The organism is Pelagovum pacificum, assembly GCF_016134045.1.
GTDB lineage: Bacteria > Pseudomonadota > Alphaproteobacteria > Rhodobacterales > Rhodobacteraceae > Oceanicola > Oceanicola pacificus_A.
In genome coordinates this window covers 720,801-747,005 of record NZ_CP065915.1, presented here as the reverse complement: position 1 = coordinate 747,005, position 26,205 = coordinate 720,801, and the positions used below count along the sequence as shown (strand labels likewise).

General features: G+C 67.5%; 23 protein-coding genes and 1 riboswitch. Of the genes, 7 read left to right on the top strand and 16 right to left on the bottom strand.

The window, feature by feature from the left end:
* Positions 1-41: 41 nt before the first annotated feature.
* From I8N54_RS03850 to I8N54_RS03830, 5 genes are all read right to left on the bottom strand, one after another.
* Positions 42-686, bottom strand: coding sequence for a cell wall hydrolase (locus tag I8N54_RS03850; protein WP_140193833.1), 645 nt, complete (start codon positions 684-686; stop codon positions 42-44).
* Positions 687-875: 189 nt separating this feature from the next.
* A complete protein-coding gene (locus I8N54_RS03845; RefSeq protein ID WP_140193834.1) occupies positions 876-3,419 on the bottom strand; it encodes a putative PEP-binding protein in 2,544 nt (847 codons plus the stop codon).
* A 61-nt stretch (positions 3,420-3,480) separates the two neighbouring features.
* Positions 3,481-5,595, bottom strand: coding sequence for a glycine--tRNA ligase subunit beta (gene glyS / locus I8N54_RS03840; protein WP_140193835.1), 2,115 nt, complete (start codon positions 5,593-5,595; stop codon positions 3,481-3,483).
* Positions 5,595-6,125, bottom strand: coding sequence for a DUF6446 family protein (locus I8N54_RS03835; RefSeq protein ID WP_140193836.1), 531 nt, complete (start codon positions 6,123-6,125; stop codon positions 5,595-5,597). The genes glyS and I8N54_RS03835 overlap by 1 nt, the downstream gene beginning before the upstream one ends.
* Complete coding sequence (locus I8N54_RS03830) at positions 6,122-7,042, bottom strand: glycine--tRNA ligase subunit alpha (protein WP_140193837.1); 921 nt, start codon at positions 7,040-7,042, stop codon at positions 6,122-6,124. The genes I8N54_RS03835 and I8N54_RS03830 overlap by 4 nt, the downstream gene beginning before the upstream one ends.
* Positions 7,043-7,227: 185 nt before the next feature.
* Here I8N54_RS03830 and I8N54_RS03825 point away from each other — a divergent pair, with 185 nt between their 5' ends.
* Positions 7,228-9,033 (top strand): trypsin-like peptidase domain-containing protein, encoded by a 1,806-nt coding sequence (locus tag I8N54_RS03825; protein ID WP_140193838.1) that lies wholly within the window; start codon positions 7,228-7,230, stop codon positions 9,031-9,033.
* A 463-nt stretch (positions 9,034-9,496) separates the two neighbouring features.
* Here I8N54_RS03825 and I8N54_RS03820 read toward each other — a convergent pair whose 3' ends face one another.
* The 3 genes from I8N54_RS03820 to metZ all read right to left on the bottom strand — a co-directional run bounded on the left by I8N54_RS03820 (position 9,497) and on the right by metZ (position 13,387).
* Entirely contained in the window at positions 9,497-10,945 is a 1,449-nt protein-coding gene (locus I8N54_RS03820) for a TrkH family potassium uptake protein (protein ID WP_140193839.1), read from the bottom strand.
* 69 nt (positions 10,946-11,014) lie between these two features.
* Positions 11,015-12,121 (bottom strand): GTP cyclohydrolase FolE2, encoded by a 1,107-nt coding sequence (gene folE2, locus I8N54_RS03815; protein WP_140193840.1) that lies wholly within the window; start codon positions 12,119-12,121, stop codon positions 11,015-11,017.
* A gap of 90 nt (positions 12,122-12,211) precedes the next feature.
* Positions 12,212-13,387 (bottom strand): O-succinylhomoserine sulfhydrylase, encoded by a 1,176-nt coding sequence (metZ, locus tag I8N54_RS03810; RefSeq protein ID WP_140193841.1) that lies wholly within the window; start codon positions 13,385-13,387, stop codon positions 12,212-12,214.
* Positions 13,388-13,435: 48 nt separating this feature from the next.
* Positions 13,436-13,514: riboswitch (SAM riboswitch) on the bottom strand.
* Between the two features lie 130 nt (positions 13,515-13,644).
* Between metZ and I8N54_RS03805 the strand changes: the two genes are divergently transcribed.
* Both I8N54_RS03805 and I8N54_RS03800 read left to right on the top strand, forming a co-directional pair.
* On the top strand, positions 13,645-14,526 hold the full coding sequence (locus I8N54_RS03805; protein WP_140193842.1) for an alpha/beta fold hydrolase: 882 nt from the start codon (positions 13,645-13,647) through the stop codon (positions 14,524-14,526).
* A gap of 46 nt (positions 14,527-14,572) precedes the next feature.
* A complete protein-coding gene (locus I8N54_RS03800) occupies positions 14,573-14,884 on the top strand; it encodes a PilZ domain-containing protein (RefSeq protein WP_140193843.1) in 312 nt (103 codons plus the stop codon).
* Between the two features lie 4 nt (positions 14,885-14,888).
* Here I8N54_RS03800 and I8N54_RS03795 read toward each other — a convergent pair whose 3' ends face one another.
* Together I8N54_RS03795 and I8N54_RS03790 are read right to left on the bottom strand one after the other, a co-directional pair.
* Positions 14,889-15,503 carry an inner membrane-spanning protein YciB gene (locus I8N54_RS03795; RefSeq protein WP_140193844.1) on the bottom strand — a complete coding sequence of 205 codons (615 nt, stop codon included), beginning with the start codon at positions 15,501-15,503 and terminating at the stop codon, positions 14,889-14,891.
* A gap of 9 nt (positions 15,504-15,512) precedes the next feature.
* Complete coding sequence (locus tag I8N54_RS03790) at positions 15,513-16,415, bottom strand: DMT family transporter (protein WP_140193845.1); 903 nt, start codon at positions 16,413-16,415, stop codon at positions 15,513-15,515.
* 108 nt (positions 16,416-16,523) lie between these two features.
* Here I8N54_RS03790 and I8N54_RS03785 point away from each other — a divergent pair, with 108 nt between their 5' ends.
* Positions 16,524-17,018, top strand: a complete 495-nt coding sequence (locus I8N54_RS03785) for an MgtC/SapB family protein (protein WP_140193846.1) — start codon at positions 16,524-16,526, stop codon at positions 17,016-17,018.
* Here the strand turns inward: I8N54_RS03785 and I8N54_RS03780 are convergent, their stop codons facing one another.
* The 3 genes from I8N54_RS03780 to I8N54_RS03770 all read right to left on the bottom strand — a co-directional run bounded on the left by I8N54_RS03780 (position 17,019) and on the right by I8N54_RS03770 (position 20,391).
* Positions 17,019-17,411: a GNAT family N-acetyltransferase gene (locus I8N54_RS03780; protein ID WP_140193847.1), complete on the bottom strand. Its 393-nt coding sequence runs from the start codon at positions 17,409-17,411 to the stop codon at positions 17,019-17,021.
* 48 nt (positions 17,412-17,459) lie between these two features.
* Positions 17,460-18,617, bottom strand: coding sequence for a signal recognition particle-docking protein FtsY (gene ftsY / locus I8N54_RS03775; protein WP_140193848.1), 1,158 nt, complete (start codon positions 18,615-18,617; stop codon positions 17,460-17,462).
* Between the two features lie 73 nt (positions 18,618-18,690).
* Positions 18,691-20,391: an NAD(P)H-dependent oxidoreductase subunit E gene (locus I8N54_RS03770; protein WP_140193849.1), complete on the bottom strand. Its 1,701-nt coding sequence runs from the start codon at positions 20,389-20,391 to the stop codon at positions 18,691-18,693.
* Between the two features lie 150 nt (positions 20,392-20,541).
* Between I8N54_RS03770 and I8N54_RS03765 the strand changes: the two genes are divergently transcribed.
* Positions 20,542-21,591 carry an alkane 1-monooxygenase gene (locus I8N54_RS03765; RefSeq protein ID WP_140193850.1) on the top strand — a complete coding sequence of 350 codons (1,050 nt, stop codon included), beginning with the start codon at positions 20,542-20,544 and terminating at the stop codon, positions 21,589-21,591.
* 57 nt (positions 21,592-21,648) lie between these two features.
* Positions 21,649-22,041, top strand: a complete 393-nt coding sequence (locus tag I8N54_RS03760) for a hypothetical protein (protein WP_140193851.1) — start codon at positions 21,649-21,651, stop codon at positions 22,039-22,041.
* Positions 22,042-22,045: 4 nt separating this feature from the next.
* Here I8N54_RS03760 and xseA read toward each other — a convergent pair whose 3' ends face one another.
* A complete protein-coding gene (gene xseA, locus I8N54_RS03755) occupies positions 22,046-23,608 on the bottom strand; it encodes an exodeoxyribonuclease VII large subunit (protein ID WP_408635343.1) in 1,563 nt (520 codons plus the stop codon).
* Positions 23,609-23,701: 93 nt separating this feature from the next.
* Between xseA and purD the strand changes: the two genes are divergently transcribed.
* A complete protein-coding gene (gene purD, locus I8N54_RS03750; RefSeq protein WP_140193852.1) occupies positions 23,702-24,964 on the top strand; it encodes a phosphoribosylamine--glycine ligase in 1,263 nt (420 codons plus the stop codon).
* A 40-nt stretch (positions 24,965-25,004) separates the two neighbouring features.
* On the opposite strand, the gene I8N54_RS03745 is transcribed toward purD, so the two are convergent.
* Positions 25,005-25,418 (bottom strand): cupin domain-containing protein, encoded by a 414-nt coding sequence (locus I8N54_RS03745; protein ID WP_197097511.1) that lies wholly within the window; start codon positions 25,416-25,418, stop codon positions 25,005-25,007.
* A 71-nt stretch (positions 25,419-25,489) separates the two neighbouring features.
* Positions 25,490-26,002: a CarD family transcriptional regulator gene (locus I8N54_RS03740; RefSeq protein WP_140193853.1), complete on the bottom strand. Its 513-nt coding sequence runs from the start codon at positions 26,000-26,002 to the stop codon at positions 25,490-25,492.
* Positions 26,003-26,205: the final 203 nt, after the last annotated feature.

The following is a 26,205-nucleotide window of genomic DNA, read 5'->3' as shown; positions in this document are numbered from 1 at the left end:
TTGGGTGAAAGCCCTATTCCGGCCGCCTGCCCACCCCTGACTCAACGTGACGGCCAGCGGTAGAAGTGGTGCAGTCCCACCGTCGTGGTGCGCGGATAGGCCCGCGACCAGTTCGGCGCGACCTGATGGGTGTGATAGTGCGTTGCGCCTGAGGTCAGCGCGCGCGGCGCCCCGTCCATCAGGAGGCGCGCGATCTTGCCGACCCGGTCCCATGCCACGCTTTCACCGATATGTTCGGGCCGTCCGTCGCAGGTGTAGGTGAACTGACAGGCGAACTGGCGCCCTGTCCCCTCGTTCACAACGCCACAGACGCTACCCGGAAAGCGCGGGTCCTCGGTCCGGTTCAGGATGACTTCACCGACGGCAAAGAGCCCCTCGACGCTCTCACCCCGCGCCTCGAAATAGAGCGCCTCCGTCAGGCAATACCATTGTGACCCTCCGCTCGCCGCCGGCAGGCCGGCGAGGTAGGCGGAATCGTAGGGAAAGGTTCCGGCAGTCGACGCGCGGGCGATGACCTGCGCCTCCCCGATCTCATCCAGCCGCGCGGCAGGCACCGCGTCGAGCGACGCCCGCTCCTGCGTCAGGACCGCGCCCAGCCGATCGGCGATTGCCCCTTCGGCTGCCGCGAATCCCGGCACCGCGACTATGGCTGCAAGTCCGCTGGCAAAATGTCGAAATCCCCACATTCCTGGCCCCTCTGTACCTCGATCCAGTGACAGAAAAGCCCCGGACGCGAGAGGCGCTACCAAGAAAGTTCAGGGAATTCCATAAGTTCCAGCCCGAAGATCACGCACTGCATGAACCAGGCAACCAAGATGTCGAAAGACATACAAGATATCGAGGGCCAGCCAGTTGACCCTACGAGACCCGCCGCGTCACCCCCGGTCGGAAAGGGCGATCTGCGCCGCCGCGAGCCGCGCCAGCGGCACCCGGAACGGAGAACAGGAGACGTAGTTCAGTCCCCGCTGCCGGCTGAAGGCGATCGCCGACCGGCTTCCGCCATGCTCACCGCAGATCGACAGCGTGATCTCGGGACGCGTGGCACGTGCCCGCTCGGCCCCGATGGTCAGCAGTTCGCCGACCCCTTCGAGGTCCAGCGTATGAAACGGGTCTTCCTCGTAGACGCCCTTCTGGACGTAGGTCGACATGAACCGCCCCGCGTCGTCGCGCGACAGCCCATAGGTCATCTGCGTGAGATCGTTGGTCCCGAATGACAGGAACGAGGAATGCAGCGCTATGTCGCCTGCGCGCAGTGCGGCACGCGGCGTCTCCACCATGACACCGAGCCGGTAGTCGAAGGTCGCGCCGGTCATGTTGTGGACATTGACCGCCACCGCGTCGATCCGGTTCTTCACCAGCTCGACTTCGCGCATCGCGGAAACCAGCGGGATCATGATCTCGGGAACGACCGCCTCGCCCTTGCGGGAGGCGGCGATGGTCGCCTCGAAGATCGCGCGGGCCTGCATCTCGTAGATTTCGGGCACGGTCACACCGAGCCGCACCCCCCGAAGCCCCAGCATCGGGTTGTATTCCTCCAGCGCCTCCACCCGCGCGGTGACATCCGCCAACGGCAGGTTCAGCAGGTCCGCGAGCTCCCGAATGCCGCTCTTGTCGGCGGGCAGGAACTCGTGCAGCGGCGGATCGAACAGCCGGATGCAGACCGGATGGCCAGCCATGATCTGGAAGAGCTCGATGAAGTCGGCCCGCTGCATCGGCAGGAGCCGCGCCAGCACCGCTTTCCGGTCCTCCGGTGTGTCGGCGAAGATCATCTCCCGCATCAGGCTCAGGCGCTCGCCCTCGAAGAACATATGCTCGGTCCGGCAGAGCCCGATCCCCTCCGCAGCGAAGTTCCGCGCCGTCTGCGCGTCCGCTGGCGTGTCGGCGTTTGCCCGCACCCCGATGTCGCGGAACCGGTCGGCCCAGTCGAGCAGCGTGCCGAACGCCCCGTCGATCGCGGCTTCCAGCATCGGCGGCTCCCCGGCGAGTACTTCGCCGGTCGTACCGTCCACAGTGATCGTCTCGCCCTCGGCGAAGCGCCGCCCGTCGGGGGCGATGATGGCGGCCTTCTTGCGGTCGATCCGAAGCTGCGACGCGCCCACGACGCAGGGCAGGCCAAGCCCCCGGCCGATCACCGCGGCATGGCTCGTTACGCCGCCCCGGATCGTCAGAACGGCCGCCGCCGCATGCATCCCGCGGATGTCCTCGGGCGTGGTTTCGCGCCGGACGAGAATGCAGCTCTCACCCCGCGAGGCAGCGGCCTGCGCGTCGGTGGCGGAAAAGACGATACGCCCGCGCGCACCGCCGGGACTGGCCGCGATGCCGCGGGTGATGACATCGCGCACCGCGCGCGGGTCGACCTGCTGGTGCAGCAGCTCCGACAGCGTCTGCGGCTGGATGCGCATGACCGCTTCTTCCGGGCGGATGATGTTGTCCTCGGTGAGGTCGACGGCGATCCGGACAGCCGCCTGGCTGTTCCGGGGCACCCGTACGGCATCGAGGATGGACAATTGTCCGTCTTCGACCGTGAACTCGATTTCCATCTCTTCCTTCAGGCGCGTCCGTGTCCGGGCGCCGTAATCGACGAGCGTCGCGAAGGTCGCCGGGTGCGCCTCTTCCAGCGACAGGCCGCGCGGATCTCGCGTGAGGTAGAGCGCGCCGCTCTCCGCCGTCAGCGCCTCGCGCCCCTGGCTCTGAGACAGGTAGCGGCCGGTGACGCGGCGCTGACCGGTAGTGCCGTCGATGAACTGGATCACGCCCGAGCCGCACTCGCCCCGCCCGACGCCGAGCGACATCGCCTGCACGACGAGGCCGAGGCCGGCGTCCGCCGGTGCTCCCTTCGCCTCCCGCAATAGCCGGGCAGTCGTCCCCTCCCACGCCCGGGCCATGGAGTTGAGCACGTCGCTCAACTGCCGCGCCGGATCCTGCGGGAAGGGTTCATCCATTTCCTCTTCGTAGGCGGCCAGCGCCCGGTCGAGCGCGGCACGGTCGGGACAGTCCGGCAGTTCGAACCGGTCGGCGCCCAGCCGCGCGACCTCGGTCGCGTAGGCGAAGATGAACCGCAGGTAGAGCGACGTCGCCGCCGCCTCGCCCAGCTGCTGGCACAGGCTGGCGTGCCGCGCGTCACACATCCCGATGTTGAGCACAGCACCCGGCCCGCCCCAATCGGGATCCTGGCTGGACGGCCGCACCGAGACGAGCGGTTCAGGCCCGAAATGATTGAGGATTTCGGCGATGTCGGGCAGCTGTCCGTTCGCGATCCGCCGCACCGCACCGAAGGTCAGCGCGACGGTCGTGGGCACCGGCATGTCGAGGCGCACGAGCCGCTGCAGACACTTTGCCCGACCGCCGTGGATCGCAGCCGTCATGTCGGCCTGCGCCGTGATCAGCGTGATCTCGTCGAACGTGCGTTGTTTCTGCACTGCGGCATCCTTTCGGGGTCAACATAACCCGCCAGCGATTCGCCGCAATGGCTGCGAGAATTTATCCCTCGATTCGACGCAGGTCCGCCACGTTCAGACAGATGTCGCGGATGCGCGACAGCAGGTTCAGCCGGTTGCGGCGCAGCACCTGGCTTTGCGCGTTCACCTGCACCGCCTCGAAGAAGGCGTCGATCGGTCCGCGCAGGTCCGCCATCGCCCCCATCGCCGTTCCGAAGTCCTCGGCCGCCATCGCCGCATCGATTCTGCCACCTGCCGCGTCCAGCGCGGAAAACAGCGCCTTTTCCTCGTCTTGTTCGGCGAACTTCACATCCGCTCCAAAGGAATATTCGACACCGTCGGCCTCTTCGGCTTGGCTGAGGATATTGTTGGCGCGCTTGAAGCCCTGCAACAGGTTCTCCCCGTCGTCGGTCTTCAGGAAGTCCGACAGCGCGGTCGCCCGCTTCACCAGAAGGGTCAGATCGTCACTGCCCGGCATCGCGAGGCAGGCGTCGATCACGTCGTGCCGCACGCCCTCGTCCCGCAGGTAGACCTTGAGCCGGTCGTGGAAAAACGACAGCAGATCAGAGGCCTGCGCGGCGATCTTGTCGCTGTCCGGTTCCCCGTCCAGCGCGGAGGAGGCAGAGCCGATGGCGGCATCGAACAGCGGTTCCAGCCCGAGCCGCAGCTCGTTCACCAGCACCAGCCGGATCACGCCCAGCGCCGCGCGACGCAGCGCGAATGGGTCCTTGGAGCCGGTCGGCTTTTCGTCGATCGCCCAGAACCCGGCCAGCGTGTCGAGCTTGTCGGCCAGCGCCACGGCGATCGAGACGGGCGCCGTCGGCACCCGGTCGTTCGGGCCGAGCGGCGAATAATGCTCCTCGCACGCTGCGGCGACCTCCGACGGATAGCCCGCCGCCTCGCTGTAGTAGCGGCCCATCAGGCCCTGCAACTCCGGGAACTCGTAGACCATCTCGGACGACAGGTCGGCCTTGGCGAGTTGCGCCGCCTGCTCTGCCAGCCCGGGGTTTGCCCCGATCGCCCCCGACAGGTCCCCGGCCAGCGCGGTGATCCGCGCGACCCGCTGGGATTCCGAGCCGAGCCGCCGTTCGAAAGTGCGGGACTCGAGCGCCTCCATCCACGGGCCCATCCCGTCCTTCGCGATGCGCAGGTCGTTCTCCCAGAAGAACTTCGCATCCGACAGACGCGCCGACAGCACCTTCTGGTTCCCGGCCAGGATCGTCGCGCCGTCGTCGGCGGTCTCGATATTGGCGACCGTGATGAAATGGGTGATCCTGTTGGTGCCCGCGCCCCCCGCCGCCTTGCCGACCGAGAAGAACTTCTGGTGCTCTTTCATGGAGGTCTGCAGCACCTCCGGCGGCAACTCGAGGAAGGCCTCGCCGATCCCGCCCATCAACACGACCGGCCATTCGACCAGCCCCGCGACCTCGGTGAGCAGGCCTTTGTCCTCGACCACCTCGAGCCCCGCAGCAAAGGCGAGGTTCGCGGCGTCGTTCTCGATGATCTCCGCCCGCTCGTCAGGACGCAGGATGACCTTGGCGCGCTTGAGCTTCGCCTCGTAATCATCGAAATCCGTGACGGAAATCGGCGTGGATCCGACCGACCGATGACCCATCGTCTTGTCGCCCGCTCTGATCCCCTCGATCTCGAACGGAACCACGGTCGCACCGTTCTCGTCGCTCAGGATGCAGAGGATCGACTTGAGCGGCCGCACCCAGCGCAGCGTGCCGTCGCCCCAGCGCATCGACTTCGGCCAGGGGAAGTTGCGGATCTTTCCGTCGAGCACGTCCGCGATGATCTCGGACGCATCGCGGCCCTTCTTCTCGACCACGGCGAACCAGAATTCGCCCTTGCCGGTATCGCGCTTCTCAAGCTGGTCCCGCTCGACACCAGCGCCACGGCAGAAGCCCTCGACGGCCTTGTCGGGCGCGCCGACCTTCGGCCCGCGCCGCTCTTCCCGGCTGTCGGCGCTCCGCGCCGTGAGGCCCTCGAGATGCAGCGCAAGCCGCCGGGGCGTCGCGAAAGCGGCGGCGGAGGCATAGGTCAGACCGGCCTCGACCAGCCCGTCGGTGACCAGTTTCTTCAGGTCGTCCGAGGCCTTACCCTGCATCCGCGCCGGGATTTCCTCGGAGAACAGTTCGATCAGCAAGTCGGGCATCAGTTCACCCCTTCCGGTGCAGGCGGGCAGTCTTCGGGTGCGGGATCGCCGTCGAAGACGACCTCGCCGCAATGGTTGATCTGGGTCCACTCGTAGGCGCGGCCGTCTTCGTAGGCCGCCACCACGCGGTCGATCCCATAGGGTTCGTTTGTCGTGCCGAGGAAGGCCACCGCCGTCCCGGCTTCGAGGTCCGCGCCGATCTCGGCCGCGTCGAAACAGTCGAACCAGCCGGGCGCGACAAGCGGCACCGGCTCGGCGTCGTAGCGCTGGAACGTTTCGGCCAGCATGTCCGGACCCTCGCCCAGCTCGAAGCACGCCCGGAACCGGATCGGCGAGGAGTCGGAGTCGATCCCCTTGTAGTTTTCGAACCCGACAGGCACCGCCTCCCCGGTTTCGATGGCCGTCAGTTTCACTTCTGCGACCTCGGCCGGGATCTCGTCGTAATAGGCGTAGACCTGCGTATAGTAGAGCCCGACCCCGGCGGCGATCGCGGCGACAACGATCATCAGGATGGCGATGCGCCCGGTCATGCGGCGGCCCCGCCCGCTTCGGTCTTCACGAAGGCATCCGCGCAGGCCTTCGCCAGCGCCCGGACCCGCCCGATGTAGGCCTGCCGCTCGGTGACGGAGATCACGCCCCGCGCGTCGAGCAGATTGAACAGGTGCGAAGCCTTGATGCACTGGTCATAGGCCGGGTGCGCCATGATGATCGCGCGACCGGTCTTGGGATCGATGTCTTCCGCGGCGAGGATGCGCTGGCACTCGGCCTCGGCCTCCTCGAAGTGACGGAACAACAGGTCCGTGTCGGCCACATCGAAGTTCCAGCGGGAATATTCCCGCTCCGTCTGGCGGAACACGTCGCCATAGGTCAGCGCGATCGGCGTCTGAGGATCGTTGTAGGGCATGTCCATCACGTGATCGATGCCGAGCACGTACATCGCCAGCCGTTCCAGCCCGTAGGTCAGCTCGCCCGAGACGGGGTGGCAGTCGTGGCCGCCGACCTGCTGGAAATAGGTGAACTGCGAGACTTCCATCCCGTCGCACCAGACCTCCCAGCCAAGCCCCCATGCGCCGAGCGTCGGGCTCTCCCAGTCGTCCTCGACGAAGCGGATGTCGTGCAGCCCCATATCGATGCCGATCGCCTCGAGCGAACCTAGGTAGAGTTCCTGCAGGTCCGGCGGGGACGGTTTGATGAGCACCTGGAACTGGTAGTAATGCTGCATCCGGTTCGGGTTCTCGCCGTAGCGCCCGTCCGTCGGTCGCCGCGACGGCTGCACGTAGGCCGCGGCCCACCGGTTGGTGCCAAGTGCACGAAGCGTCGTCGCCGGGTGGAAGGTCCCCGCGCCCACTTCCATGTCGTAAGGCTGCAGCACGGCGCAGCCCTGTTCCGCCCAGTAGCTCTGGAGGCGCAGGATGATCTCCTGGAATGACTTCGGCTTCTGGGCCATGGGGCGCTCCGTCGGGTCTTGAAATCCGGGGGAGCAATAGGCCGCGCCAGCCAAAGGGTCAATCTCGCCACGCCTGATCAAATCCTTGCGGGGCACGGTTGATTTTGGCTGACGACGACGCCGGCTTTGATAGGTTTCCTTTGGCCGACCGGCCAAGCTGCGACACGGACAGTGATGGGGACGAGATGAAGAGACGACTGATGGGGCTGATCCTGGGGACGGTGATGTCCCTTCCGGCCGCCGGCTGGGCACAGGACGGCGTCTGGGTACAGCTCGAGGCACGGCGCACCCTGTCGGGTGCACAGGCCGCCGCGCGGAACTACGCGAGCGAGCTGGAGAACGTCAGCGGCTTCAACCTCGGCGGCGGATATTACGGTATCGCCCTCGGGCCCTATTCGCAGTCCGACGCGCTCGAAGTGGTGCGCCAGCTCAAGGCGCGCGGCGCGATCCCGCCGGATTCCTACATCGTCACTGGCGAACGCTACGAACAGCAGTTCTGGCCGATCGGCGCGGAGACGACGCGCGCCACGCAGGAACTGCCCGAAGCGCTCGGCGGTCCGGAAGAGGACGTGACCACCGCCCGCGCCGAGACGGAAGCCGAGGTGCCACAGGAGCCCGTCATCGTCGAGGACCCGGCGCCGGACCCCGAAGAACCCGCCTTCGTGGAAGAGACGGTCGCGGAGGCCCAGCAGAGCGAAGCGCTGCTGACCCGCGAGGAGAAGATGATGCTGCAGGTCGCCCTGAGATGGGCGGGCCACTACAATTCCTCGATCGACGGCCTCTATGGTCGTGGCACCCGCAGCGCGATGGTGACCTGGCAGCAGGAGAAGGGCTACGAGCCGACCGGCGTGCTGACGACGTCGCAGCGGGCCAACCTGATCGCCGATTACAACGCCGTGCTGGAAGGCATGGACCTCGCCACCGTTCAGGACCGGCAGGCCGGCATCTCGATGACCATGCCCACCGGCGCGGTCAAGTTCGACCGCTACGACCCGCCCTTCGCGATGTACGGCCCGGTGTCCGAGGATCTGCCGGCGCGGGTGATCCTGATTTCCCAGCAGGGCGACGAGGACCGGTTCTACGGCCTCTACGAGATCCTCCAGACATTGGAGATCGTCCCGGCCGAGGGCGAACGGTCCCGCTCCTCCAACGAGTTCACGATCGACGCGATCGGCTCCGACGTTCGCACCTACGTCCACGCCACTCGTACCGGCGACGAGATCAAGGGCTTCATGTTCGTCTGGCCGACCGGTGACGAGGAACGGCGCGAGCGCATCCTGCAGAACATGCGCGCCAGCCTGACGACCCTGCCCGGGACGCTCGACCCCGCGGTCGCGCCGCCGGATGAGAACCAGGGGATCAACCTCGTCTCCGGCCTCGAAATGCGCCGCCCGGTGATGGCGCGCTCCGGCTTCTACATCGACCCGGCCGGGAGCGTGCTGACCGCGTCCGAGGTGGTCGAAGGCTGTGAGCAGGTGCTTGTAGACGGGCTGTTCGAGAGCCGCGTCGTCCACAACGACCCCGAACTCGGCATTGCCGTGCTGCGCCCGAACGAGGTCCTGTCCCCGCTCAACTACGCCCGCTTCCAGACCAACGTCCCACGGATTCAGGCGCCCGTCGCCGTCGCGGGCTACCCGTTCGGTGGCGTGATGGCCGCGCCCGCGATGACCTTCGGCACGCTGGCCGACATCCGCGGACTGAACGGCGAGGAAGAGATCAAGCGCCTGTCGCTCACGGCCCAGTCCGGCGACGCCGGCGGTCCGATCCTCGACGATGGTGGCGCGGTGCTCGGCATGATGTTGCCGCGGGAAGACGGCGGCTCCACGGTCCTGCCGCCGGACGTGGCATTCGCGGTCGACACCGATGCAATCCTCGGCTCGCTGAGCGGCGCCGGCATCCGTATCTCCACCACCGGCACCATGAACCGGATCGAACCCGAAGCGCTGACGCTGCGCGCGTCGGAGATGACGGTGCTCGTGACCTGCTGGTGAGGGCCTGAACGACGTGACCGGCCCCGGCCTTCTTCGGGCTTCAAATATCTCTCGGGGGTGAATGGGCCGCAGGCCCAGAGGGGGCAGACAGCCCCCTCGCCGCCGGGGCTGCCAAGGGCGAGGCCAGCAATGGCGTGAGTGTCACGCCAGCGTTCCGCCACCTTGGTCGATCAATCCCGGAGCCCGGAGCCCGGAGCCCGGAGCCCGGAGCCCGGAGCCCGGAGCCCGGAGCCCGGAGCCCGGAGCCCGGAGCCCGGAAAGCGGTCCACACCTCTCGCCCGCGATCAACCTCTCAACCTCTCGACCTCTCAACCTCTCAACCTCTCAACCTCTCAACCTCTCAACCTCTCAAGAATATCGCCCGGATACACTCTTCCGAAACCGACTCGGTCCAAGATGAAGGGTGGTAGGGAGGGGGAATGCGCGGACCACCGAACCCGGCCCAAGCATGGTTAACCAGGCATTAACTGCGCCAGAAATACCATGTCAGCAGCGTAAAGACGGACAGCACTTCGAGGCGACCGACCAGCATCGCGATCGACAGGATCCACTTTGCTGCGTCGTTCAGTCCCTGGAAGTTGCCCGCCGGTCCGATCTCGTCCCCGAGGCCCGGCCCGATGTTGGCAAGCGCCGTCGCCGCGCCCGACACGGAGGTGATGAAGTCGAGCCCCGTCAGCCCCAATGCGACGGTGATGAGACCCATGGTCACGATGAAGGCGACGAAGAACGCCATGACCGAGTTCAGCACGTCCTGCCCCACCGGTCGCCCGTCGAAACGCGGCGTGAAGACCCCGTGTGGCGTGTGGATGCGCTTGATCTGCGTCTTGATGGAGGCAAACAGCAGCTGGTAGCGGAAGATCTTGATCGAGCAGGCGGTCGAGCCGGCACAGCCGCCGATCAGGCCGACGAGGAAGAACAGGACGGCCGCGAAGGGCCCCCACTGCATGTAGTCGGCGCTCGAATAGCCTGTCCCGGTCATGATCGAGACGACATTGAACAGCGCCTCGCGAAAGGCGATCTCGTTGTAGCCGTGGAACGTTTCGAACAGGAAGACGCTCAGCACGCAGACGATGATGCCGATCGTTGCGAGGAACGCCCGCACCTGCGGATCGCGGAACAAAGGTTTCGCACTGCCGGTGATGATCTGCACGTAGCGGACGAACGGCAGCGCCGCGAGGACCATGAAGACGCAGGCGACGTAGTGCGCACCGGCGCTGTAGATGCCGAAGGAACTGTCTGTGTTCGCCATGCCCCCGGTCGAGACGGTGGTCATGGCATGCACCATTGCGTCGAAGCTGTTCATGCCCGTCGCCGAGTAGGCGAGCGCGCAGGTGAGCGTCAGCCCGACGTAGATCACGGAGATGCGCGACGCGATCTCGGTCGCCCGCGGCAGGATCTTTCCCATCGTCTCGAACGCTTCGGAGCGGAACACCTGCATCCCCCCGACCTTCAGCTCGGGGAGGAAAACCATCGCCATGACGATGATGCCGATCCCGCCGAGCCATTGCAGGATCCCCCGCCACAGCTTCAGCCCTTCGGGCAGCGCCTCGATCCCGCCGATTACCGTGGCGCCGGTAGTGGTCAGGCCTGACATCGCTTCGAAGAAGGCATTGGTGAAAGACAGGTTCGTCGCGCCGATCACGAAGGGGATCGAGCCGAAGAAGGGCAGCGCCAGCCAGACCAGTGTCGTCAGCAGGAAGGTCTGACGGATGGACAGCCCCTCGGTCACGCCGTTCCGGCAGGACAGCGCGGTCAGCCCGCCCGAGAACACGGTAATCACCGACGCCTCGAGGAACACCGGCCAGTGACCGTTGTTCACCGTCAGGTCCGAGATCAGCGGCGCGAGCATCGTAAGCCCGAGACACGCCACAAGCAGACCGATCACATATCCTACGGGGCGCAGGTCGAGCATGACGCAAACCGTTGGCCCCGCCCGCGCGGAGTGTCAAGCGGCACCGCGCCGTGCCGACGACCCACCCGCCTAGCCGACGTGGAACAGTGAGGTGAAGAGCTTCGGATCGAGGCTCTCCGCCGCGAAGGTGGGCCCGTTCGTGAGAACCGAGACCGCATCATGGCTGTGCAGACTCTCCTGGTGGCTGGCGATGACCCGGAAGTCACCGATCCTGGGGTCCGCGCGGAGCTGTTCGCAGAACAGCCGGGCCGCGTCCTCCACGAAGATCGGGTTCGCCGCGTTCAGTTCCGCGAACGCCTGCTCGTCCTCGCGCTTCACCATGACCTGAGTTTCGGTCGGCACCGCGGCGCGGGCCATGTCGACCATGTCCTCGAACCACAGCCGCTCGTCCGCCTCCGGATCGACCAGCACGCTGAGCCGCGCGACCGAGCGCTGCGAATGCGGCGTGGCGAGCTGGCCGCGATACTGACGCGCATGTTCCGACAGCTCCAGCGAGCAGGGGCAGGTCGAAGAGTAGACATAGTCGAGGTGGAAGATCTTCTTCCGCACCCCGGCCCGTTCCACCAGTTCCATCGCGAAGTCGTAATACTGGTAGCCCTGCAGCCCCGAGCGAAGGCTCTCGACCTTCATCGGGAAGGAAAAGCGCATTTGTATACGGGCATCGAAACTGTCGAGATCGCTCATGTAGTCGTCGAGCGCCCGGCTCATCACCCCGAAGGAAAACGTCTCTTCCGCGTGCTTGTAGAACGACCGCATGATCCGGGACATGTTGATGCCCTTCTTCTCGGCCTCGAGGCTGACGGTCCCGGTCACGCTGGTCTCGAGGGTCGTCTCCCCGCCGCAGCGCAGGCGATAGCGCACAGGAAGTCGGAAATTCGAGATCCCGACATGCTGGATCTGCGTCGCCTCGCCCCGGATCAGCGAGGCCGGCCCGTTCTGCAGGTCCGGCAGCGTCTCGCGATAAGCGTCGTCGGCCCGGAAGTCGGGATCGTAGATGCGGGACAGGTCGGGATAATTCCGCGCGTTGTAGCCCGGAAGCGTCCGCGCGATGGCGGGATCGAGCGCGTCGATCTCTTCCGCCGTCGCGTTCGCCGCCCACTTGCGGATCACGCGCAGCGCGTCCTCGAGGTCCTGGCGCGTCGGGTCCTTGTCCACGTCGGGTGTGAAGATATTCATCTGGTCGTCCCCCTCGCTCCCCGCCCTACCATATGGGCAGGGCGCCCGGCGATTCCACCCAAACCGCCGGGCAGCCCGGTGTCGCGCCGGTCAGGCCTGCGCGATCGCCGTTTCGAGATCGGAGAGCAGGTCGCCCGCATCCTCCAGCCCCGCGCTCAACCGGATGAGGCCGGGCGTGATGCCGAGGTCGGCGCGCTGTTCTTCCGTCAGCCTCTGGTGGGTCGTGGTCGCGGGGTGCGTCACGATCGACTTCGCATCGCCGAGGTTGTTGGAAATCGTCCAGATCTCCAGTGCATTCAGAACCTTGAACGCCGCCTCCTTCGATCCGCAATCGACCGACAGCACCGTGCCGCCACTGCCCGTCTGCTCCATCGCGAGCGCGTGGTTCGGGTGCGCCGGCAGGCCGGGATAGATCACGCGGTCGAGCTTGGGATTACCCTCCAGCCCCTTCGCCAGCGCGAGCGCCGTTTCCGCCTGTGCCCGAACGCGAAGGTCCATTGTCTCCAGCGACTTCAACAGCAGCCACGCCGAGAAGGGCGACATGCTGCCGCCGGTGTGCTTCAGGTAGGGTTCGGCGACCTTGCGGATGAACTCCCGCGTGCCGAGGATCACCCCGCCGAGAACACGCCCCTGCCCGTCGATATGCTTCGTGGCGGAATAGACCACGACGTCGGCGCCCAGCTCGATGGAGCGCGAAAAGGTCGGGGTTGCGAAGACGTTGTCGACGATCACCGTCGCGCCGACCTCGTGGCCGAGCCTGGAGACGGCCTCGATGTCGATCACTTCCAGCGTCGGGTTCGACACGCTTTCAAAGAAAACCGCCTTCGTGTCGGGCCGGATCGCGGCCTTCCACGCGTCGAGGTCGGTGCCGTCGACGAAGGTCACCTCTACGCCGTAACGGGTCAGCACCGTCTCGAGAATGTAGAGACAGGAACCGAACAGCGCCTTGGCGGAAACGACATGGTCCCCGGCCTTCAGCATCGCGGTCAGCGCCGCATTGACGGCGGCCATGCCCGAGGCGGTGGCGAAAGCATCCTCCGCCCCTTCGAGCGCTGCAACGCGTTCCTCGAACATCCGCACCGTCGGATTGCCGTAGCGGGCATAGATGAACTCGTCCTCGCCGCACTCGATGAACCGAGCTTCGGCGGATTCGGCGGTCTCGTAGACGAAGCCCTGGGTGAGGAACATCGCCTCGGAGACTTCGCCATATTGCGAGCGGCGGATACCGCCGTGGACGGCTTTGGTGCGGCGTTTGTAGTCGGTCATCGCGGGTCCCTTCCTTTCAAACAAAAACCCCGACACCGGGCAAGGTATCGGGGCGGACCCCTGACCTCTTTAGCGGAATGTTTAGAGTGGCCCGCAATCCGGTGAACAAAGCGCCACTGACCTTTGCCTAGACCCGCGCCGGCGGTCCGTCAAGCGCCAGCCCTGGCGCTGTGGCACCGTCACGGTGGTGTAACACCACCTTCAAGCCCTTGTCGCAGGCTACCGCTACGACCTCCGCAAGATGTTGTGGGACCGTCATGGCACTCCTGTCGATCAACGGCACCGATTCCATCGACCGCGCGGAGCTCGGCTTCGCCGTACAGGCCCTGCCGCCCCGTGCGCCGGTCGTCGTGATGATCCACGGGTTCAAGTTCTGCCCCGACCGCCCGCAAAGCGATCCGCACCGCCATATTCTGTCGCTCGACCCGGCGATCGACTGCTGGAAGGCGATCTCCTGGCCGCGTCACCTCGGCCTCGGCGGCGATGCCGGGCTCGGCATCGCCTTCGGCTGGTCGGCGCGTGGCTCCATCTGGCGGGCGTGGCGCGCGTCGTCCCACGCGGCGCGGCGCCTGTCCCGGCTGCTCGCGCTGCTGTATGAGCTCGACCCCGACCGTCCGGTGCATCTCGTAGGTCACAGCCTCGGCGCACGCGTGGCGCTCGCCGCCCTGCCCGGCCTGCCACCCGGCGCGGTGCAGCGGCTGATCCTGATTTCCGCCGCCCTGTTCCGCGCCGAGAGCGCGCGGCTGGTCGCCTCACCCGCCGGCCGTGCGGCCGAGGTGCTGAACGTCACGGGCCGCGAGAACGCATTGTTCGACATCCTGCTGCGACTCGCCCTGCCCTTGGCCGGGCCGACCGTCGGGCATCGCGGGCCGGAACAGCGGAACTGGCTCGACCTCGCGCTTGACCGCCCCGGCAATCTCGCCGCGTTCCGCGCGCTCGGCCATCGTATCGCGCCGCCGAAGGCGCGAGTCTGCCACTGGTCCGGCTACCTCCGCCCCGGCGTCTGGCGGTTCTACAAGGCGCTCTTGCTGACGCCCGAACGTCTGCCCCTCGACCTCCTGCGCGGCCTCGTCGACCGCCCCGAAGCTGCGACACCGCCCGAGACGGCACGCAGTCCACTCCGCCTCAACCGGGCTTAGGGGCCTGGTAAGGATTGTCAGGCAGACTGCCCGCGGGAGGAACCGGATGCGATACCGCGAGATGCGCCTGCCTTGTGACTGCGACGTGCGGCTCGACACATCCCGGGGCCCCGTGCGCGCCACTCTCCGCAATGTCTGCTCGGTCGGCGGCCGCGTCACCGGCGTCTCCCTCCCGCTGGGAGAGGAAATCGCCCTGCGCTCGGGCAGCGATGCGATCGGTGCGCGTGTCAGGTGGGTGCGGGGTGGCGCCTGCGGTCTGCGCTTCCTCCGCGAGATCGACCCGGAGGAGCTTCTCCGGTTGCGCGGCAAGACCCCCGGCCCCGCCGCTCCGTCGCACCACCGCTACCGGTCACTCTGACCAATCAGCCCTTGGTCTCGTCGCCCGGCGGCTCGATCAGGTACTTCTGCAGCGCGATGATCTGCACCCACAGGAACACCATCAGCGCCGCCGGCAGCGCGAAAGTCTCGAGCTTGACCCAGAGGTCCGTGCTCTGCGTCCGCCAGATGAACTCGTTCGCCGCCGCCAGCGCGAGGAAGAAGAAACACAGCCGCCGGGTAAGGATCATCCAGCCCTCGTGCTTCATCGGCAGGAGCTCCCCCATCACCCACTCGAGCCAGCTCTGCCTGCGCAGCAGCCCGATGCCGAGCAGGAGCGCCATGATCCCGTAGACGATGGAGGTCTTCATCTTGAAGAACCGCTCGTCGTTGAACCAGGCGGTCAGCCCGCCGAAGAAGATCACCATGAAGGCCGTGAAGACCTGCATGCGGCTCAGCTTCTTCGTCAGCGCCCAGAGGATGCCCATCGCGATCAACAGGATCGGCACGAAGATCAGCGTGGCGACGATGAAGCCGGAATACTCGACGCCCGCGACGTCGAAGCTCCTGTCCCGCAGCCGCAGGTAGATCAGGAAGAATACCAGCGTCGGCCCCAGTTCGAGGACCTGCTTCAGGACGGGATTGATCTGCTTTTCGCTCATGATGTCCGTTTACCCTCCCATCTCGACGATGACAGCCCCGAGCGCGATCAAACTCATGAGAAAGAGCCGGCGTGGCCCTACGGTCTCGCCGAGGATGAACCACCCGATCAGTGCGGCGAACACCGTGGACGTCTCGCGCAGGACCGCTGCCTCGCCCACCTTGTCCAGCCGGGTCGCCAACATCACGCCGCCGAAGGACACCCAGGCGATCAACGCGCCCACCGCGCCCCGCCACATCAGCGAGGACACGCCGCCCGGCGCGCCGAGCCGCCGGTAGCGGAACCACGCCAGCACCGGGAAATCGATCGCGGTGATGAAGAAGAACCACGCAAGGAACGTGAACGGATCGAGCGAGGACCGGATGCCGAACGCGTCGTACGTCGTGTAGAGCGCGACCATCCCGCCCCCGGCCGCCGCCCAGATCAGCCCGATCTTCAACGCCCGCGCGTCGATCTTCTCTTCGCTGAGGTTGCGCGCCGCCAGCAGCAGGATGCCCCCCGACAGACAGGCCACCCCGAGCCACTGCACCAGCGTGAAATGCTCGTTGAAGAAGATCGTCGCGAAGATCACCGTCACCAGCGGCCCCGTCCCCCGGATCACCGGGTAGACCACCGTGTAGGCCGCCCGCTCGTAAGCGAGCGCGACCGTCAGCTTGTAACCGAAATGGATGACGAGGCTGCCGGCGAGGATCAGTGCCGTCGTCGCCGTCGGCCACGGGACGAGGAAGAACGCCACCGGCGCGCTGAACACGACGAGCCAGAAATCGATCGCCCCGCGCGACAGCCAGGGGTCGTGCCGGCCCTTCTGGATCGCCCCGAACGCCGCATGCGCCAATGCCGAGACGAGCGCGAGAATCGTCGCGAGATGCGCGCCCTCCGGCGTGCCCGAGATGGAGACCAGCCATTCGCCCATGCGGCGCTTCGTTGCGCCAAACGCCGGGAATGGCAAGGCATTGCGGACGGAACGAAGCGCTCCCCTCGCCCGTTTGAGCCTTCAGGAAAGCAGGAGGAGTGTCATCCGATGTGGTCAACGCTGGCAGACGAGGTGACCCCGCATTTCGCGGTCGTCTCTCCGACCTCCGCCGTGGTGCGGCTGGTCGCGGCACTGGTGCTGGCAGGCGCCATCGGCTTCGAGCGGGAGTGGCGCGCCAAGACGGCGGGCCTGCGCACGCACATGCTGATCGGGATCGCCGCGGCGCTTTTCGTCCTCGTCGGGCAGGAGATCTCGGCGCTCGATTTCGGCAACGACTCCAAGCGCACCGACCCGATCCGCCTGATCGAGGCGGTGACCGCCGGTGTCGCCTTCCTCGGTGCGGGCCTGATCTTCCAGCACCAGGGCAAGGTGCGCAACGTCACCACGGGAGCGAGCATGTGGCTCGCCGGGGCGATCGGGCTGACTTGCGGTGTCGGACAGGTGCCGCTCGCCGCGATGGCGACGCTCATCACCATCGGGGTGATCGCGGTGCTCGGCTGGGCGGAACGGCACCTCTGGCCCGGCGCCGGCCCGGAGGAGTGACTAGAGGAACAGCTCCATCCCCACGGAGCGTTTGAACCCCGCCCGCAGGTAGAGCGACTCCGCTCGCGCGTCGGCGATCAGGCTGAGGTAGCAGCTCTCCGGCAATTCATCCTTGGCCCAGGCGAGGCAATGCTGGACGAGGTGCGCGCCGTAGCCGTGCCCCCGGTAGCCCGCCCGCACCATCACGTCGACAAGCTGCACGTAGCAGCCGCCGTCCCCCACCAGCCGCGCGAAGCCGGCCAGCGCGTCGCCGTCCTTGAGCGACACGACGTAGAGCGAGTTCGCCAGTCCGATCTCGGCCGCCTGCACGGTCTTCGGGCTCAATCCGCAATGCTCGCGCAGCGCGACATACTCCTCTGCTGACGGGCTCTCTTCCAACCAGTCCAGACTCATGGGGTGATCCTTCCTGTTTTCGCCGGGCGGTTCGCTGCCGCCCTGTTCTTACTCTTCGAGGCCAACCAGGGCCGCGGAGAACTCCTCCGGATCGAACGCCGCGAGGTCGTCGATCTGCTCGCCAACGCCGATCGCGTGGATCGGCAGGCCGAACTTGTCGGCCAGCGCCACCAGCACCCCGCCCTTCGCGGTGCCGTCGAGCTTGGTCATCACGAGGCCGGAAATGTCGGCCATCTGCTGGAACGTCTTCACCTGGCTCAGCGCATTCTGCCCCGTCGTCGCATCGAGCACGAGCAGCGTGTTGTGCGGCGCCTCCGGGTTCTTCTTGCGGATCACGCGGATGATCTTGGCGAGTTCCTCCATCAGGTCGGCCCGGTTCTGGAGCCGCCCGGCCGTGTCGATCATCAGGAGGTCGGCACCGTCGGCCTGCGCCTTGGTCAACGCATCGAAGGCGAGGCTCGCGGGATCGGAGCCTTCCGGCGCGGTCATCACCGGCACCCCGGCCCGGTCGCCCCAGACCTGAAGCTGTTCCACCGCCGCGGCGCGGAACGTGTCGCCGGCCGCGATCACCACCTTCTTGCCCGCCGCGCGGAACTGGCTGGCGAGCTTGCCGATCGTCGTCGTCTTGCCCGACCCGTTGACACCGACGACCAGAACAACCTGCGGCTTTTCCGGGTAGAGCGGCAGCGGACGCGCCACCGGCTCCATGATGCGGGTGATCTCGGCGGCGAGCGCGGTCTTGATCTCGGCGGTCGAGATCCGGCGGCCATAGCGCCCCTCCGCGAGGTTCGCGGTCACCCGGACCGCCGTGTCGACGCCGAGGTCCGCCGTGATGAGCAGCTCCTCGAGGCTTTCGAGCATCTCGTCGTCCATGACGCGCCGCACGACCGGCGCCTCCGGCGCGCGACCGACCAGCCGGTCGACCAGCCCGCCCCGCGGCTTGCTCGCCGGTTGCGGCTCGGGCTCCGGTTCAGGCTCAGGCTCAGGATCGAGCGCGTCCTGCGGGATCGGTTCCGGGCTCGGGCGCGGAATGACCGGATCGGCGGGCGGCGGCGGTGTCTCGACCGTCGGCTCGGCGGGCGCCTGCGCTTCCGACCTGTCGTCCGGCGCGTCGTCACCGCCCTCCTCGACGATCGCGTCGATGCCCTTCTCGAGCTTCGAGGACGAGTTGAACAGACGGTCTTTAAGCTTCTGGAAAAAAGCCATGGTGCCTCGCTACGGGATTTCACATGACCTAACCCCCCGCCCCCGGATTTGAAAGGGCGGGGCGCAGCGGCGCTCAGCGCTCCGACGTGCCGACCACGTCGGGGAAGTGCTTCATCACCAGCCGGATGGGGTTCGGCGCCGCCTGCCCCAACCCGCAGATCGAGGCATCCTGCATCACCGTGCAGAGGTCCTCCAGCAGCGCCGCGTCCCAGCGGTCCGCCTGCATCAGCTTCACCGCCTTCTCGCAGCCGACCCGGCAGGGCGTGCATTGCCCGCAGCTCTCGCTCTCGAAGAACCGCAGCATGTTGAGCGCGGCGTCCTTCACGCTGTCCCGGTCCGACAGGACCACGACCGCCGCCGAGCCGATGAAGCTGCCGTGCGGCTGCAACGTGTCGAAGTCGAGCGGCACCCCATCCATGCTGGCCGGCAGAAGCCCCGAAGACGGCCCGCCCGGCTGGTAGGCCGCGAAGCTATGGCCCTCCGCCATGCCGCCCGCCGCGTCGATCACGTCGACGATCGTGGACCCAGCCGGCATCAGGTAGACCCCCGGCGCAGCGACGCGACCCGAGACGGAAAAGGACCGCAGTCCCGTTCGCCCGTTCTTCTCGGTCGCGGCGAGCACCTCCGGCCCCTCGCGGCAGACCCGCGCGATCCAGTGCAGCGTCTCGACATTGTGGACCAGCGTCGGCCGGCCGAAGACGCCGACCTGCGCGACATAGGGCGGCCGGTGGCGCGGAATGCCCCGCTTGCCCTCGATCGACTCGATCATCGCGCTCTCTTCGCCGCAGATGTAGGCCCCGGCCCCGCGCCGCAACTCGACAAACCCCGGCGCGATCAGCCCCGCCTCTTCCAGCGCGGCGAGCTCCTCCCGCAGGATCGCCAGAACCGCCGGATATTCGTCGCGCATGTAGAGGAACACCCGGTCCGCCTCGACCGCCCACGCGGCGATCAGCATGCCTTCCAGGAACAGGTGCGGCTCCCGCTCGAGGTAGTGGCGGTCCTTGAAGGTCCCCGGCTCCCCCTCGTCGCCGTTCACGGCAAGGTAGCGCGGCCCCGGATTGCCCCGCACGAAACCCCACTTCTTGCCGGACGGAAAGCCCGCGCCGCCAAGCCCGCGCAGCCCGGAGTCCAGCACCGTCTGCTGCACCTCTTCCCAGTCTCCGCCCTCACGCAGCCGGACGAGCGTTTCGTAACCGCCACCTGCCCGGTAGGCGTCGAATGCCTCGTACTCCGGGATCACGGGATGCGTGTGTTGCGCCGCCACGGCTTCGCGCGCCCCCTCCGGCGTGGCGTGGTCGAGGTGGTAGTGCCCAAGCTCCAGCACCGGGGCGGTATCGCAGCGCCCCATGCAGGGCGCGCGCAGCACGCGCACCTCCACCGGATCCATACCCTCCTCCAGCGCCGACAACAGCGCCTCGGCCCCCGCAAGCTCGCACGACAGCGAGTCGCAGACCCGGATCGTCAGCGCAGGCGGTGGCGGCTCGTCCTCCTTCACGAGGTCGAAATGGGCGTAGAAGGAGGCGACTTCCCAGACCTCCGCCTGCCCGACACGCAAAAGCTCCGCCAGAGCGCGCATGTGCGCGGCGGACAGGTGCCCGCGAGCGTCCTGGATCAGGTGAAGATACTCGATCAGGAGATCGCGCCGCAGCGGGCCGTCGCCAACCAGCGCCTGAACCTCGGCCAGCGCCGCGTCATCGAGCTGGCGGCCTTTCGGCGTGCGCCGCCCCTTGCCACGACCGGACTTCCAGACACCGTCCTTGCTGTCGAGCGCCATGTCGTCTCTCCCTTCACGACTGGCCGGACCCTAGCCGCCCGGCCCGGGCCAACACCATGCAAAAACGACATGAATGACGGTGCGCGCGAAGCCCGGTCGCGACAGTCGCCACCGCTTCACGGCGGGGCCAAACGTGGTACGATGACGCTCATGACCCGCCCCATGCCCTATTTCACCGTGGCGACCCTGATGCCGATCCCGCTGATCCTGCTGGCGGCGGCCTTCGGCGGCATCTGGTGCGTGCTCGCGCTCCTCTGGATCACGGTGATCGCCGCGGCCTTGGACGAACTGGTGGCGATGGTCCTGCCCGAGGACGATCCGGGCGCGGAGTTTCCCGCCGCCGACACGCTGTCCGTCGCGCTCGCGCTCGGCCACTTCGCGATCCTCGCGGCTGCGGTTGCCGCGATCTCCGGCGAGCAGCTGTCGCTGATCGAGAAGCTCTCGCTGTTCCTCGCCGCCGGGCTGTTCTTCGGGCAGATCAGCAATTCCAACGCGCACGAGCTGATCCACCGGACCTCCCGCCTGCTGCACGGGCTGGGCAAATGGGTCTACATCACGCTGCTGTTCGGCCACCACACGTCCGCGCATCCGCTGGTCCACCACCGCTACGTCGCGACACGGATGGACCCGAACTCCGCCCGGCCGGGCGAAGGCTATTACCGCTTCGCCCTGCGCGCATGGCGCGGGTCGTTCCGCGAGGGGCTGAAGGTCGAAACCGAGCGGATGGCCCGCACAGATCGCCCCGCGTGGCGACACCCGTACGTCACCTACTTCGCCGGCGCCGGCCTGACGCTGCTGCTCGGCGCGCTGATCGGCGGCTGGTGGGGCGCCTTCGCCGTCCTCGCGCTCGGCACTTTCGCGCAGAGCCAGCTTCTGCTCTCCGACTATGTCCAGCACTATGGCCTCACGCGCGAGATCCTGCCGTCCGGCAAGCCCGAACCGATCGCCGCCCGGCACAGCTGGAACGCGCCGCACTGGTTCTCCTCGGCGCTGATGCTGAACGCACCGCGACATTCCGACCACCACGCGCACCCGACGACGCCCTACCCCGCGCTGACCCTGCCGGAGGATGCGCCGATGCTGCCGCGCTCGCTGCCGATCATGGCCTGCCTCGCACTGATCCCGCCGCGCTGGCGCAAGGTGATGGACCCCCGCGCCGCCGAATGGCGCAACCGCACCCGGCCGCTCGCGGCTCAGTGAACCGACGCGACCGCTTCGCGCTGGCCAGCCGCCACGGCATCGGGCAATCTCCGCGCCATGAGACACGCGCTTCTGATCGCCCTCCTGTTGGCCCCGGCCACGCTCGCCGCGCAGGACATGCTCGGCCCCGACGAATTCGCCGAGATCACGGACGGCAACACCTACACCTTTCTGCTGGACGGAGAGCCCTACGGGATCGAGCGCTACATGGCCGACCAGAAGGTGATCTGGTCGTTCCTCGACGGCGAGTGCAGCCTCGGCACGTGGTATCCCGAGGGCGAGGCGATCTGTTTCCGCTACGACCACGACCCCGAAAACCCGCAATGCTGGGAAATCTACGAGACCGACGTCGGACTGCGCACCGTCTTCCTCGAAGAGCCCGCCCGCAGCCTCGACTACGAAGCGCGGCAAGGGGACGAGGAACTGGTCTGCGAGAACTTCGGCTCCTGACCGATCAGAACAGCTCGCCCTGACCTTCGGGGCCGTCGTCACCCTTCTTTCGCGCCGGCTTCGGGGCGGTCGTGGCGGCGACGCCACTGCCGGCCTCCATCCGACCGTCCGCGAACTGGATCTCGAGTTTAGAGGCCGCCTGCGCACCCGCAACAGTGGTGACCACGCCGTCGTCGCCCCAGACCACCGCATATCCGCGCGCCAGTGTCTGCTTGTAGCCGAGCGTCTCGCGCAGGCGATCCATCGCCGCCAGCCGGTCGCGCCGCGCCGCGTGATCCGTCACGGCCGCCCGCGACAGGCGCAGTGACAAGGCATCGAAGGACCGCCGCTGATCCACCACGCCCCGCGACAGCCGATCCGGCCGCAGTCGCCCGGCCACCCCGTCGAACCGCTCCCGCCGGGTCGCCGCGACACGGCCGAGTGCGGGGCCGAGACGCCCCGCCAGCGCGTCCGCCGTCCGCCGATTCTGCCCGATGAGCCGCCGCAGCGCACCGGGCCGCAACGCCCCCGCGACCGACGAAAGTGCCGCCTCCTTGCGCGAGGCGAGCGCCCGCAGCGCCACCGGCAACCGCGTGTCAAACGAATCGAGCCGCTGCCGCGCGCCCTCCGTCAGCGATTCCGGCCGGCCAAGCCCGCGGGCAAGGTCGGTCAGCCTCTGCCGCCGGCTCATCACGCCCTGACCCAGCGCCCGCGTCAGCCGCGCGCCCTGCTGGTCGTTCAGCGCCATCAGCTCCAGCCGCACCGGCACCGCCATCTCCGCCGCGGCGGTCGGCGTCGGCGCGCGGCGGTCGGAGACGAAGTCGATCAGCGTCGTGTCGGTCTCGTGCCCCACGGCGGAGATCAGTGGGATGTCCGACGCGGCGGCGGCGCGGGCGACGATCTCTTCGTTGAAGCCCCACAGATCCTCGATCGAGCCGCCGCCCCGCGCAACGATCAGCAGGTCGGGCCGGGGCAGCGCGCCGCCCGGCGTCATCGCGTTGAACCCCTCGATCGCGCGGGCGACTTCCGGCGCGCAGGCCTTGCCCTGCACCGCGACCGGCCAGACCAGCACCTTGCGCGGGAAGCGCTCCCGCAGCCGGTGCAGGATGTCGCGGATCACCGCGCCCGAGGGCGAGGTCACGACGCCGATCACTTCCGGCAGGTAGGGGACGGGCCGCTTGCGTTCCGCCGCGAAGAGGCCCTCCGCCTCCAGCGCCTTCTTGCGCTTCTCGAACATCGCCATCAGTGCGCCGACCCCGGCGACCGAGACCTCGTCGACGTTCAGGTTGTATTTCGACTGCGCGCCGAAGCTCGTCAGCCGTCCGGTGACGATGACCTCCATCCCCTCTTCCGGGGTGACCGACAGGCTCGCGATCTGGCCCTTCCACGTCGTGCAGGCCAGCACGTTCCGGTCGTCCTTGATGTCGTAATAGAGGTGCCCGGAGCGCGCCTTGAACACGCGCCCCACCTCACCGCGCACGCGGATCCGGCCGAAGCTGTCCTCGAGCGTCTTCTTCACCGCGCCCGAGATCTCGGACACCGTGAATTCCGGGGCGTTTCCGGTGCCGTCTTCGAAAAGGTCCATCATGCCCACCTGATAGCCCCGGTCGGGCCCCGCGTTCAACGGTTGCCCGCCACTCCCGGCGCGGCTAGGAGAACCGCGAACCGGACGGAGGCGCGCATGAACATCCTGATCCTCGGCAGCGGCGGGCGGGAGCACGCCATCGCCTGGGCCATCTCCCAGAACCCGAAATGCGACCGACTGATCGTCGCGCCGGGCAATGCCGGGATCGCCCGGATCGCGGAATGCGCGGACCTCGACATACTCGACGGTGACGCGGTGGCGGAATTCGCCGGCGATCAGGCCATCGACCTCACCATCGTCGGCCCGGAAGCGCCGCTCGCCGCCGGCGTCGCCGACCGCCTGCGCGCTGCCGGCCTCACCGTGCTCGGCCCTTCGGCGGAAGCGGCGCAGCTCGAATCCTCGAAGGCCTTCACCAAGGAAATCTGCGACATCGCCGGCGCGCCGACCGCCGCCTACGCCCGCTTCAGCGAGGCCGGCGCCGCGCGGGACTACGTCACCGCGCAGGGCGCGCCCATCGTCATCAAGGCCGACGGCCTCGCCGCAGGCAAGGGCGTCACCGTCGCCATGACTTTGGACGAGGCGCTCGGAGCGCTCGACGACATGTTCTCCGGCGCCTACGGCGACGCGGGCGCCGAAGTCGTGATCGAGGAGTTCATGGAGGGCGAGGAAGCCTCCTACTTCTTCCTCGTCGACGGCGAGGACGTGCTGGCCGTCGGCACCGCGCAGGACCACAAGCGTGCCTTCGACGGCGACGAGGGGCCGAACACCGGCGGCATGGGCGCCTACTCCCCCGCGCCGGTCCTCACCGACGAGATCGCCCGTCGCACAGTGGACGAGATCATCCGCCCCACGATGAAAGCGATGGTCGAGCGTGGCACCCCCTTCACCGGCATCCTGTTCGCCGGCCTTATGATAAAGGACGGTCAGCCCCGCCTCGTCGAATACAACGTCCGTTTCGGCGACCCCGAGGCGCAGGTCATCATGATGCGGCTCGGCGGGCAGGTGCTCGACCTGTTCCAGGCCGCCGCCGAGGGCCGCCTGTCCGACGTCCGCCCGACCTGGGCCGAAGATCACGCGATGACCGTGGTTCTGGCAGCCCAGGGCTATCCCGGTGTCTACGAGAAGGGCACCGAGATCCGGGGCCTCGACGCGCTGCCCGAGGACAGCCACCGCATGATGTTCCACGCGGGGACTGCGTCACGGGACGGCAAGACCGTCGCAACCGGAGGCCGCGTCCTGAACGCGACCGCGCGCGGCGCGTCCCTGCAAGAGGCCCGCGACGCCGCCTATGCCCTGGCCCACGCCGTCGATTGGCCCGAGGGCTTCCACCGGACGGACATCGGCTGGCGCGCGCTCTGATCCCAAATCCGCCACGTGGCGACGTGGCGCGGTGGCGCGATCAGCCTGCCGCCTCCGGAGCCGCGCCAACCGGGTTCTCCGCGAACCAGGCCGACACCATGGGCATGTCCTTTTCGAACCCTGCCCCGATGAAGACATTGAGCAAGACCGCGGCCTCCGCGCCCGGATTGCAGAAATCGTGCATGACCCCGGCCGGGACATAGACGCAGGCCCCCGGCTTCAGCCTGTGCCACGTGTCGCCGACCAGCACGCTCGGCTGTCCCGCCAGCACGTAGAAGACCTCGTCCTCCGCCTCGTGCCGGTGTGCCCCGGGACCCGCGCAATCCGGCTCCAACCGCCACTCAGAGACGGAGCTTCGGCCCCCCGTCTCGGCGGCGTCCGCCTTGAAGGTCGCGCCGATCCGGCCCATCGCCCAGTCTCGACCTTGCCCCGGCCCCAGGACCGTCCCCGCCATCGCCACTCCTCCAAACGAAAAACGCCGCCCCGAAACCGGAGCGGCGTGGATCAATTCGTCAATGACGAGCCTCAGGCCGCGGCGGCGCGGCTCACCAGAACGTCGTCGATCTCCTTGGCGGCGGACTTCTCGTCGTTGCCGCCGACGGCCGCGATTTCGCGGGTCAGACGCTCGAGCGCGGCTTCGTAAAGCTGACGCTCGGAATACGACTGCTCCCGCTGGTCGTCGGCGCGGTGCAGGTCGCGCACCACCTCGGCGATCGCGATCAGGTCGCCCGAGTTGATCTTCTGTTCATATTCCTGCGCGCGGCGGGACCACATGGCCTTCTTGACCTTCGCCTTGCCCTTCAGGGTTTTCATCGCGTGCGCGACGACATCCGGCGACGAGAGCGAGCGCATGCCCACTTCCTCGGCCTTGTGAGTCGGAACGCGGAGGGTCATCTTGTCCTTCTCGAAGGAGATCACGAACAGCTCCAGTTCGAAGCCCGCGACCTCCTGCTTTTCGATCGAGACGATCTGGCCGACACCGTGCGCCGGATAGACGACGAAGTCGTTGGCGCTGAAATCGTTCTTGTTCTTGGTCATCTTGGTCCTTCCAGGCGGCACCGAAACCCCGACGACAACGACGAAAGCACCGGGCAAAACTGTCCGGATGGTGCGGTCGTCTTCATGTCAGGGTCATTTAGTTGGCAGCATTGTTGGAACCATACCACAAAAATGCGCCCAATGGAAGCATCACAGCAGAAGCCGCCCCTGAAACGCTTCGGTTTCAACGACTTGCCACCGCC

Coding starts and splice junctions, on each gene's coding strand:
- I8N54_RS03850 (WP_140193833.1), bottom strand. CDS start 686: ATGTGGGGATTTCGACATTTTGCCAGCGGACTTGCAGCCATAGTCGCG.
- glyS (WP_140193835.1), bottom strand. CDS start 5,595: ATGCCCGACTTGCTGATCGAACTGTTCTCCGAGGAAATCCCGGCGCGG.
- I8N54_RS03835 (WP_140193836.1), bottom strand. CDS start 6,125: ATGACCGGGCGCATCGCCATCCTGATGATCGTTGTCGCCGCGATCGCC.
- I8N54_RS03830 (WP_140193837.1), bottom strand. CDS start 7,042: ATGGCCCAGAAGCCGAAGTCATTCCAGGAGATCATCCTGCGCCTCCAG.
- I8N54_RS03825 (WP_140193838.1), top strand. CDS start 7,228: ATGAAGAGACGACTGATGGGGCTGATCCTGGGGACGGTGATGTCCCTT.
- I8N54_RS03820 (WP_140193839.1), bottom strand. CDS start 10,945: ATGCTCGACCTGCGCCCCGTAGGATATGTGATCGGTCTGCTTGTGGCG.
- folE2 (WP_140193840.1), bottom strand. CDS start 12,121: ATGAATATCTTCACACCCGACGTGGACAAGGACCCGACGCGCCAGGAC.
- metZ (WP_140193841.1), bottom strand. CDS start 13,387: ATGACCGACTACAAACGCCGCACCAAAGCCGTCCACGGCGGTATCCGC.
- I8N54_RS03805 (WP_140193842.1), top strand. CDS start 13,645: ATGGCACTCCTGTCGATCAACGGCACCGATTCCATCGACCGCGCGGAG.
- I8N54_RS03800 (WP_140193843.1), top strand. CDS start 14,573: ATGCGATACCGCGAGATGCGCCTGCCTTGTGACTGCGACGTGCGGCTC.
- I8N54_RS03795 (WP_140193844.1), bottom strand. CDS start 15,503: ATGAGCGAAAAGCAGATCAATCCCGTCCTGAAGCAGGTCCTCGAACTG.
- I8N54_RS03790 (WP_140193845.1), bottom strand. CDS start 16,415: ATGGGCGAATGGCTGGTCTCCATCTCGGGCACGCCGGAGGGCGCGCAT.
- I8N54_RS03785 (WP_140193846.1), top strand. CDS start 16,524: ATGTGGTCAACGCTGGCAGACGAGGTGACCCCGCATTTCGCGGTCGTC.
- I8N54_RS03780 (WP_140193847.1), bottom strand. CDS start 17,411: ATGAGTCTGGACTGGTTGGAAGAGAGCCCGTCAGCAGAGGAGTATGTC.
- ftsY (WP_140193848.1), bottom strand. CDS start 18,617: ATGGCTTTTTTCCAGAAGCTTAAAGACCGTCTGTTCAACTCGTCCTCG.
- I8N54_RS03770 (WP_140193849.1), bottom strand. CDS start 20,391: ATGGCGCTCGACAGCAAGGACGGTGTCTGGAAGTCCGGTCGTGGCAAG.
- I8N54_RS03765 (WP_140193850.1), top strand. CDS start 20,542: ATGACCCGCCCCATGCCCTATTTCACCGTGGCGACCCTGATGCCGATC.
- I8N54_RS03760 (WP_140193851.1), top strand. CDS start 21,649: ATGAGACACGCGCTTCTGATCGCCCTCCTGTTGGCCCCGGCCACGCTC.
- xseA (WP_408635343.1), bottom strand. CDS start 23,608: ATGATGGACCTTTTCGAAGACGGCACCGGAAACGCCCCGGAATTCACG.
- purD (WP_140193852.1), top strand. CDS start 23,702: ATGAACATCCTGATCCTCGGCAGCGGCGGGCGGGAGCACGCCATCGCC.
- I8N54_RS03745 (WP_197097511.1), bottom strand. CDS start 25,418: ATGGCGGGGACGGTCCTGGGGCCGGGGCAAGGTCGAGACTGGGCGATG.
- I8N54_RS03740 (WP_140193853.1), bottom strand. CDS start 26,002: ATGACCAAGAACAAGAACGATTTCAGCGCCAACGACTTCGTCGTCTAT.